General features: G+C 67.8%; 1 protein-coding gene. It reads left to right on the forward strand.

Going from position 1 to position 11,398, the window contains the following annotated elements:
* Positions 1-11,398: non-ribosomal peptide synthetase (locus tag AU188_RS16995; RefSeq protein WP_059164872.1), on the forward strand; the 11,398-nt coding region annotated here is incomplete at both ends.

Genomic DNA, 11,398 nt, shown 5'->3' on the forward strand with positions numbered 1-11,398 from the left:
CCGACGTCGTCACCATTCTGCAAGCGCTGCTGGACCACCACCCCATGCTGCGGCTTCATGCGCAGCGCGACGACGCACGATGGTCACTACATGTGCCCGAACCCGCCTCCCTCGACGCGAGCGCATGCCTGCACACGGCCGACGCGGTATCCGCAAATACATTGGTGGCGGCGCGCTCCCGGCTCAACCCGGCCGTGGGGCTGATGGTCAGCGGCCTGTGGGCCCCGACCACCGGCCACCTCGGCTTGATTGTGCATCACCTGGCGGTCGACGCGGTGTCGTGGCGAATCCTGCTCGAAGACCTCAACATCGCCTGGGCCCAACACCGCGACGGACAACCCATCGCGCTTCCAACCGGTGGCACCTCGTTTCAGCGTTGGGCCGCGCTTCTCGACGAGTATGCCCACAGCGCGGCGGTCACCCGCCACGTCGACACGTGGCGGCACGTGTCGGCGACGCCCTCGGCATTGCCGCGACCTTCGGCTGAATCCGACACCTACGCCGACGCAGGGCGTTTCTCGGCATCGCTGGATGCGGAAACGAGCCGCTCGCTGCTCGGAGAGGTTCCCGCCGCCCTACATGCAGGCGTGCAGGACATTCTGCTGATCGCGTTCGCGCTGGCGTGCCAAAAGTTCCTGGCTACGCACAATCCGATCGTCATCGACGTCGAAGGCCATGGGCGTGAGGAAGACATCGCGCCCGAGGTGAGCCTGTCTCGGACGGTGGGCTGGTTCACCACCAAATACCCAGTGGCGCTGGCACTCGAACCGCTGCGCTGGCGGACCGTCGTGACCGGCGATGCCGCCCTCGGCTCGCTGATCAAGAACGCCAAAGAGCAACTGCGCGCCCTGCCTGACGGCATGACCTACGGTGTGCTGCGCTACCTCAACACCAGTGCCGAACTGCCCGACCCCGATCCGTCCATCGGGTTCAATTACCTCGGGCGCCTGGACGCCGGCATCACGGTTCCTGAGGACATGTGGCGCCTCTGCGCCGACGGAATGGCGTCGACGGACGCCGCCACAGCCGTACCCATGCCGCTGGCACACACCCTCGAACTCAACACCGCCACGGTCGACAGCGTGAACGGCCCACTGTTACAGGCCAATTGGACCTGGGCGCCTTCAACGCTGGACGAAGCCCAGGTCGACCGGCTCAGCCAGCTCTGGTTCGACTCGCTGACCGGCATCTGTAAGCACGTCGAACACGGCGGCGGGGGACTGACACCATCGGACATCGCCCCCGTCGTCCTCGACCAACACCAGATCGACCAGCTCGAACGGCAACACCGCGTCGCCGACATCCTTCCGCTGACTCCACTTCAAGAAGGACTGCTCTTCCACGCCAACACCACCACCAGTGCCGACGACGCCGTCTACGCGATGCAACTCGACATCGCCATCGCCGGCCCACTCGATCCCCACCGGCTCCGGCGCGCCATAGACACCGTGGCCACGCGCCACCCCAACCTCGCCGCGCAATTCGACAGCCGCTACGGCCAACCCATTCAGATCATCCCCGCAAATCCACTGATCCCCTGGACATTCCTCGACCTGGAGACCAACCGCATCGACATCGACATCGACCCGGGCTCAGCCGCGGCGGCGGGCAACCGACCCCCGATTCCGGTCGCCGTCCCGACGCCTGTCGGATCCCCGACAGAAGCCGGCCCGATGGGCACCACATATCGGCGGGTCGATGTCGATGTCGCCCAGGCGATCACGCAGTTGTGCGCCGACGAACGCACCGCGGTGTGTGACCTGACCCGACCACCGGCCTTCCGGGCGGCGGTCGTCCGCACCGCACCGGACCGACATCGGCTGGTGCTGACCAACCACCACATCGTTCTCGACGGCTGGTCACTGCCGATCGTCGCCCAGGAGATCTTCGCCAGCTACTACGGACACCGGCTCCCCGCCGCCGGGTCATACCGCCGGTATGTCATGTGGCTTGCCGAAAGAGACACCGCCGCAGCGCATGCCGCCTGGCGCGAAGTGCTGGCCGGCTTCGACACGCCCACCCTGGTCGCCCCGCCGGGCCGATTGACGCTCGGACGGCGAGGCGCCGCCGCATTCCAGATCGCTGAGCGGGCGACGTCGGCACTCGGCGAGCTGGCTCGCTCATCTCACACCACCGTCAACACCGTGCTACAGGCCGGCTGGGCGCAGATGCTGATGTCGCTGACCGGGCACCACGATGTCGCATTCGGAACCGCGGTGTCCGGGCGCTCCGCCGATGTCGTCGGTGCCGATTCGATGGTCGGCTTGCTCATCAACACCGTGCCGGTGCGCGCCGACATCACGCCGGCAATGACCGTGTCCGAGTTGCTGGACCAACTGCAACGCAATTACAACCAGACACTGGAACACCAGCACCTCGCACTGAGCGAGATCCACCGCGCCACCGGTCAGGACCACCTGTTCGACACCGTATTCGTCTACGAGAACTATCCGGTCGACACCGGCGCCTTACTCAGCAACGGGTTGACCATCACCGAAGTGAACGGCCGCGAGTCCACCCATTACCCGTTGGCCGTCGTTGCCCAGCCGGGCGAGGAACTGAACGTGCGCATCGAGTTCGACACCGACGTGTTCGACGCGACCGAGGTCGACGACCTCAGCCGACGACTGCAGCGGGTACTACGGGCGATGGCCGCCGATCCGACGCGTCGGCTGTCGTCGATCGATCTGCTCGATGATGCCGAGCACGTCGACCTCGACGTGCGCGGGAACAGCGCCGTGTTGACCCGGCCCGCGGCGCCGGTGTCGATCCCGGCGCTTTTCGCCGCGCAGACGACGCGTGATCCGAACGCAGTGGCCCTGACCTTCCAGAGCACGTCGATGTCGTATCGGGACCTGGACGAGTCATCGAACCGACTGGCGCACCGGCTGGTTGACGCCGGCGCAGCGCCCGGACAGTGTGTGCTGTTGGTGGCCGAGCGGTCGGCGCAGGCGATCGTCGCGATCCTGGCGGTACTCAAGAGCGGGGCGGCCTACCTGCCGGTCGACCCGGCGGTACCCAAGGCGCGGATCGACTTCATCGTCGCCGACGCCGCACCGGTCATCGCGATCACCACCGCCGACCTGGCCGACCGGATCCGCGACGCCGGCGTCCCGGTCGTCGAACTCGACGACCCCGCGATGGGCACACAGCCGAGCACCGCGCTGCCTGAACCCGCACCCGACGACGTCGCCCACATCATCTACACATCAGGCACCACCGGCGTTCCCAAAGGCGTTGCCGTCACCCATCACAACGTGACCCGGCTGTTCGACTCCCTTGACGTCGGCTTCGAACTGGGCCCGCACCAGGTGTGGACTCAGTGCGCCTCGTTGGCGTTCGACTTCTCGGTCTGGGAGATCTGGGGCGCCCTGTTGTTCGGTGGACGGCTCGTGGTGGTGCCCAAGTCGGTGAGCGGCTCACCCGAGGACTTTCACGCTCTGCTGCGCAGTGAACGTGTCACCGTGCTGAGTCAGACACCCTCTGCGGTGCAGGCGCTTTCAACCGAAGGCTTGGACGGGGTGACGTTGATGGCGGCCGGCGAGGCCTGCCCGGCCGAGGTGGTAAATCGGTGGGCGCCGGGGCGGGTGATGATCAACGGCTACGGCCCGACCGAGACCACCGTGTACGCGACGATCAGCGCACCGCTGACCGAAGGAATGGGCACCGTGCCGATCGGTGCTCCGGTGCCCGGCGCGGCATTGTTCGTGCTCGACGAATGGCTGCGGCCGGTGCCGCCCGCCGTGGTGGGCGAACTGTATGTGGCGGGTCTTGGTGTCGGCGTCGGATATTGGCGACGGCCCGGGCTGACCGCATCGCGGTTCGTCGCGTGCCCATGTGGTGGGCCCGGGGCGCGCATGTATCGCACCGGTGATCTGGTGCGCTGGGGCCCGGACGGACAATTGCAGTACCTGGGCCGCGCCGACGAGCAGGTCAAGATCCGCGGCTACCGCATCGAACTGGGGGAGGTGCGCACCGCGCTGAGCGCGCTGGACGGCGTCGGGCAGGCCGCGGTGATCGCCCGCGAGGACCGCCCCGGCGACAAGCGGCTGGTCGGCTATCTCACCGAAACAACCGCGGGGGCAATCGATCCGGCCGAGGTCCGTGCCGCTCTCGCCGCGCGGTTGCCGTCGTACATGGTGCCTTCGGCCGTGGTGAAGCTCGACGCGCTGCCGTTGACGCCCAACGGCAAGCTCGACGCCCGCGCCCTGCCGGCACCCGCGTATCAGGGCGTCGACCACTATCGCGCACCGTCCACGCCGGTCGAGGTGATCCTCGCCAACATCTACGCACATGCGCTCGGTCTCGACCGCGTCGGCGCCGACGATTCCTTCTTCGACCTCGGAGGTGACAGCATCCTGGCGATGCGGGTGGTCGCCGAGATCAACAGCAGCCTGGACGGTGGCCTGTCCGTGCGCACCTTGTTCGACGCGCCGACGGTCGCCGCGTTGGCGCCCCGCATCAGCGGCGAGGCGGACCCGCGCACCCCGTTGGTCGCCGGGGGGCGGCCTGTGGCAATTCCGCTGTCGTTCGCGCAAAGCAGGCTGTGGTTCCTCGACCAACTGCAGGGGCCATCGGCCGTTTTCAACATGGCGGTGGCGCTGCGCCTGCGCGGGCGGCTCGACGTCGACGCGTTGTGCGCGGCGCTGCACGACGTCATCTCCCGCCACGAGACTCTGCGTACGCTGTTCCCGGCGCCTGACGGCGTGCCGTTGCAGCGCATCGTCGACGCCGACCGGGCGGATTTCGGATGGCGGGTCGTCGATGCCACCTCCTGGTCGGCAGAGCGACTCAACGAGGGCATCGAGGAGGCCGTCCGGCGTGCCTTCGATCTGTCCGCCGAGATCCCGTTGCGGGCAACGCTGTTCCGTACCGCGGACGACGAACACGTATTGGCCGGCGTCGTACATCACATCGCGGCCGACGGCTGGTCGATCGTCCCGCTGGTACGCGATCTGAGTACGGCATACGCCGCACGCTGCCTGGGGCAACCTCCGCGCTGGTCGCAATTGCCCGTGCAGTACGCCGATTACACGCTGTGGCAGCGCGACCAATTCGGCGATCTGGACGACGGCGACAGCCCTATCGCCGCGCAGCTGGCCTATTGGCAGGACACCCTGGCGGGCATGCCGGAACGGCTTGATCTGCCCACCGATCGACCCTATCCGGCGGTGGCCGATCAGCGCGGCGCCACGGTTCCCGTTGACTGGCCGGCCGAGTTGCAGCGCCGGGTCGGCGAGTTGGCGGCGCAGCACAATGCGACCAGCTTCATGGTCGTCCAGGCTGCTATGGCGGCGCTGCTGTCCCGCCTGAGCGCAAACCGCGATGTCGCCCTGGGGTTCCCGATCGCCGGACGCCGTGATCCCGGTCTCGACGAGCTCGTCGGCTTCTTCGTCAACCTGCTGGTGTTGCGGGTCGACCTGGCCGGCGACCCGACAGTGGCGGAATTGCTGGCGCAAGTGCGACGGCGCAGCCTGAGCGCCTACGAGCATCAGGATGTGCCGTTCGAAGTCGTTGTCGATCGGCTCAATCCCACCCGTAGCCTGAGCCATCACCCGCTGGTGCAGGCGGCGTTGGCCTGGCAGACGTCCGTCGGCGGCGTGGACAGTGCTGCGGAACTGGCACTCGGGGATGTACAGGTCACCCGGCTGCCGGTCGACACCCACACCGCCCGCATGGACCTGGTGTTCTCCCTGTCCGAACAATGGAACGAGGCCGGCGAACCCGACGGCATCGGTGGGACAGTCGAATTCCGCACCGACGTGTTCGACGCGGCCACCATCGAGACGCTGATCGCGAGGCTGCAGCGGGTCGTGACGGCGATGACGGCCGATCCCGAGCAGCGGTTGTCGTCGGTGGACGTGCTCGATGACGACGAGCGCGCGCGGCTCGACGAGTTCGGCAACCGAACCGTTTTGACCGCACCGACGCCTGTGCACGTATCGATTCCGGCATTGTTCGAACAACACGTCGCACGCGCACCGCATGCGCTCGCGGTCACCTGCGGGGACGGCTCGTGGACCTACCGCGTGCTCGACGAGTGGTCGAACCGTCTGGCGCACTTGCTGATCGAACAAGGCGCTGGACCAGGACGATGCGTCGCCCTGGTGATGAACAGGTCGGCCGAGGCGATCGCCGCGATTCTCGCGGTGCTCAAGACGGGGGCGGCGTACCTGCCGATCGATCCGGCGTTGCCGTCGGCGCGCATCGAGTTCATCGTCGCCGACTCCGCGCCGGTGGCCGCCATCACCACCGCGGCCTTGCGCGCTCGGCTGCGTGGCTGCAACGTGCGCGTCGTCGATGTCGATGATCCCGCTGGCGAGGCCCAGCCCGACACCGCGTTGCCGGCGCCCGCCGCGGAGAACCTCGCGTACGTCATCTACACATCGGGCACCACGGGAGTCCCCAAAGGCGTTGCAGTGACGCACCACAACGTCACGCAGCTGCTGGGGGCGCTGGACGCCGGGCTGCCGCGGCCAGGGGTGTGGCCGCAGTGTCACACGTTGGCGTTCGATGTGTCGGTCTGGGAGATCTTCGGCGCCCTGCTGCGGGGTGGGCGCGTGGTGGTGGTTCCCGAGGAGGTCGCAGCCTCGCCAGACGATTTCCACGCTGTGCTGGCGGCCGAGCAGGTGACTGTGCTCACGCAAACACCCTCAGCCGTACGGGTATTGCCCAGCGCGGGGTTGGAGTCGGCGGCGTTGGTGGTGGTCGGCGAGGCCTGCCCGCCCGAGGTCGTGGAGCAGTGGGCGCGCGGACGGGTGATGGTGAATGCCTACGGGCCGACCGAGACCACGATGTGCGTGGCGATCAGTGCCCCGCTGACCCCGGGCCCGGGTGTGCCGATCGGCTCGCCGGTGCCGGGGGCGGCACTTTTCCTGCTCGACGATGCGCTGCGACGGGTGCCGGCCGGATCGGTCGGTGAGCTGTACGTCGCCGGGGCCGGCGTGGCATGCGGCTATATCGGCCGGGCGGGGCTGACAGCGTCACGGTTCGTGGCCTGTCCGTTCGGGGGGCCCGGACAACGGATGTATCGCACCGGAGATCTGGTGCGCTGGCGTGCCGACGGCCAGCTGCAGTACCTGGGCCGCGCCGACGAGCAGGTCAAGATCCGCGGCTACCGCATCGAACTCGGCGAAATCCAGACGGCGCTGGCCGAACTGGACGGCGTCGAACAAGCGGTCGTCATCGCCCGCGAAGACCGCCCCGGCGACAAGCGGCTGGTCGGCTACATCACCGGAACGGCGCACCCGCGCGAGGCGCGGACGGCCCTGGCCGAGCGGCTACCCGCATACATGGTGCCCGTCGCGGTGATGGGTCTAGAGACAATGCCGCTGACGCCGAACAACAAACTCGACTTCCGCGCGCTCCCGGCGCCGGATCACCAAGAGACTGAGCGGTATCGGGCACCGGGCGACGCCGTCGAGGAGATCCTGGCCGGCATCTACGCCCAAGTGCTGGGACTCGAGCGGGTAGGCGTCGACGACTCGTTCTTCGACCTCGGCGGCGACAGCATCTTGTCGATGCAGGTGGTGGCCCGCGCCCGGGCCGCGGGTGTGACGTGTCGGCCGCGTGACATCTTCGTCGAACAGACCGTGGCGCGGCTCGCCCGCGCCGCCGCGGTGATGACCGTCGTCAGCGGCCCCGCCGACGACGGCATCGGTGACCTGCCGCCGACCCCGATCGTGCGCTGGCTGCACGAGATCGACGGCTCCGTAGCGGAGTTCAACCAGACAATCGTGGTACAAGCGCCCGACGGAGCCACCCGCAGCGACGTCGTCACCGTGCTGCAGGCGCTCTTGGATCGGCACGCGATGTTGCGGTTGCAGGCAGCCGACACGCTCACGGTGCCGGAGCCGGATTCGGCCGACGCCGACGCATGTGTGCACGCGGTCGACGAACTGTCCGAGGACGCGGTGAGAGCGGCCCGGTCGCGGCTGCACCCGACCGACGGTCGGATGCTCAGCGCGCTGTGGGTACCCGCCACCAACCAGCTGGCCTTGATCATCCACCACCTGGCCGTCGACGCGGTGTCCTGGCGCATCCTGCTCGAAGACCTCAATATCGCCTGGGCGCAACACCGCAACGGCCAGCCCGTGACATTACCGGTGACGGGCACATCGTTCCGGACGTGGGCCACGCTGCTGTCGCAACACGCTCACGACCCGGCGGTACTGCGCCATGCCGACAGGTGGCAGCAGATCGCGGCAACCCCGCCCGCGCTACCCGCGCCGCAGGCCGGGACCGACACCTACGCCGGCGCCGGTCACCTGTCCGAAACCCTGGACACCGATACGACCCGTCTTCTGCTCGGTGAGGTGCCCGGCGCGTTCCACGCCGGCATACAAGACATCCTTCTGATCGCCTATGCGATTGCGTGGTCGACCTACCTCGACACCGCCGGCGCCCCAGTCGGCATCGACGTCGAAGGTCACGGCCGCCACGACGACCTCGCCGCCGACATCGACCTGTCGCGCACGGTGGGCTGGTTCACCGTCAAACACCCTGTCGCACTGACCATAGCCAAGACGAACCCGACAAGGATCGTCGCCGGGAACGCCTCGCTGGGCGCCGCCGTGAAAGACGCCAAGGAACAACTTCGCGGCATGCCCGACGGCCTGACCTACGGGCTGCTGCGGTACCTCAACGACGACGTCGACCTGTCCACGCCTGACCCGTCCATCGGCTTCAACTATCTCGGACGCCTGAGCACCGCTGCGACCGACGGTGCTGACGGGCTCTGGCAGGTGAGCCGAAAAGACCTGTCGCTCACCGAAGTCGCCGCCGCGGTTCCCATGCCCTTGGCGCACACCGTGGAACTCAACGCCGCCACCATCGACACCGACACCGGCCCGCAATTGCAGGCCAGGTGGACGTGGGCGCCGTCAGCCCTCGATCAGGAGCGGATCAGCCGCCTCAGCCAGCTGTTCTTCGACACCTTGAGGGGAATCTGCGCCCACGTTCGAAAGGGCGGCGGTGGGTTGACACCTTCCGACATCGTGCCGGCGCGGCTGAACCAGCACCAAATCACCCGAATCGAACATCAATTCGGCGTCGCCGACATTCTCCCGCTCACCCCGATGCAACAGGGACTGCTCTTCCACGCCAGCACCGCGAAGGGCAACGGCGACGACCTGTACGCGATGCAACTCGACATCACCATCGCCGGTGCGCTGGACCCGCATCGCCTCGAAGCGGCCGTCCACGCGGTGGCCAACCGCCACCCGCACCTGGTCGCCCGATTCTGCGCAGAGTACGACCCGCCCGTGCAGATCATTCCCTCCGATGCCAGACCCGCCTGGCGACACCTCGAGCGGCTCGGCGAGGACGCCGACGCGCAGATCGCGCAGATCTGCGCCGACGAACGCGAGGCGGTCTGCCAACTCACCGATCCGCCGGCGTTCCGTGCGGCGCTGATCCGCACCGCCGACGATCGGCATCGGTGCGTACTGACCTTCCACCACATCGTCATCGACGGCTGGTCGCTGCCCGTCCTGGCGCAGGAACTGTTCGCGAGCTACTTCGGTCACCGGTTGCCGGGCGCCGGGTCCTACCGCCGGTACGTCACCTGGATGTCCGAGCGGGACCTGGAATCCGCGCGCGCGGCCTGGACCGAGGTGCTCACCGGATTCGACACCCCGACGATGGTCGCCCCACCCGGCCGGGCCGGTTGCCGTGGCGTCGCGTCGCATCGGTTGTCGGAGAAGATCACTCGAGCCGTCAATGAGTTGGCACGCTCACAGCACACCACCGTCAACACCGTGCTGCAGAGCGCCTGGGCGCAGCTGCTGATGTGGCTGACCGGCCACCACGACGTCGCTTTCGGCACCGCGGTGTCCGGCCGCCCCGCCGACTTGGCCGACGCGGAATCAATGGTCGGTCTGTTGATCAACACCGTGCCGGTCCGGGCGACCTTCACGCCGACCACCACCACCTCCGATGTCCTGGACCAACTCCGACGCGCCCACACCCACACCCTGGACCACCAGCACCTGGCGCTCGGCGAGATCCACCGGATCACCGGTCAGGATCAATTGTTCGACACGCTCTTCGTCTACGAGAACTATCCCGTCGACACCACGGCGCTCCTCGATGTCGACGGGCTGGCGGTGACCGAATTCCACACCCGCGAGCGCAACGACTACCCGTTGACGCTGCAGGCCATGCCGGGCCACGAACTGTCGCTTCGCCTCGAGTACAACACCGACGTGTTCGACGCTGCCGATATCGCCACGATCATCCACCGCATGCAGCGCGTGTTGATTGCGATGACCACCGACCCCACCCGGCGACTGATGTCGATCGATCTGCTCGACGCCGACGAACATGCCCACCTGGACTACATAGGCAACCGCGCGGCGTTGACCCGGTCCGCGACGCCAATGTCGATTCCGGCGGTGTTCGCCGCCCAGGTGACTCGCACACCCGAAGCGCCCGCAGTGACGTGCGGTGACCTCTCGATGACCTACCGCGAACTCGACGAGGCGTCGAATCGGTTGGCACACCTGCTCACCACTTACGGTGCTGGCCCGGGACAGGCTGTGGCGCTGCTGTTCTCGCGTTGCGCCGAGGCCATCGTGGCGGTCCTCGCGGTGCTCAAGACCGGGGCGGCGTACCTGCCGATCGATCCAGCGCACCCGAGCGCCCGGATCAGGTTCATGATCGACGACACCGCGCCGATCGCCGCGGTCAGCACCGCCCAACTGGCGGACCGGCTCGGCGAGTGCGGCGTGCCGGTCGTCGACGTCGCCGACCGAAGAATCGACACCCAGCCCGACACGGCACTGCCCGCGCCCGCGCCGGACGACGTCGCCCACATCATCTACACCTCGGGCACGACCGGTATACCCAAAGGCGTTGCAGTCACGCAGTACAACGTCATGCAACTGTTCGAAAGTCTCGACACCGGCGTGGAATTGTCACCGGGACAGGTCTGGACGCAGTTTCATTCCTACGCTTTCGACTTCTCCGTGTGGGAGATCTGGGGTGCCTTGCTGCACGGCGGTCGGCTGGTCGTGGTGCCCGAGTCGGTGGCACGCGCGCCCGATGACTTCCACACCCTGCTGATGCGCGAACGCGTCAGCGTGCTGACCCAAACACCCTCTGCTGTCCGGGGTTTGACGCCGGACGGCCTGGGAGCGACCGCGTTGGTGATCGGCGCGGAGGCCTGCCCGCCCGAGTTGGTGGATCGGTGGGCGCCCGGCCGGGTGATGATCAACGTCTACGGTCCCACCGAGACGACGATGTGGCTGTCCAAGAGCGCGCCGCTGACGCCGGGCTGCGGTGCGCCGCCGATCGGCTCGCCCGTGTCGGGGGCGGCCTTCTTCGTGCTGGATGGGTGGTTGCGGCCGGTGCCGGCTGGGGTGGTCGGGGAGTTGTATCTGGCCGGACGTGGTGTGGG

Source organism: Mycobacterium sp. IS-3022, assembly GCF_001500065.1.
GTDB lineage: Bacteria > Actinomycetota > Actinomycetes > Mycobacteriales > Mycobacteriaceae > Mycobacterium.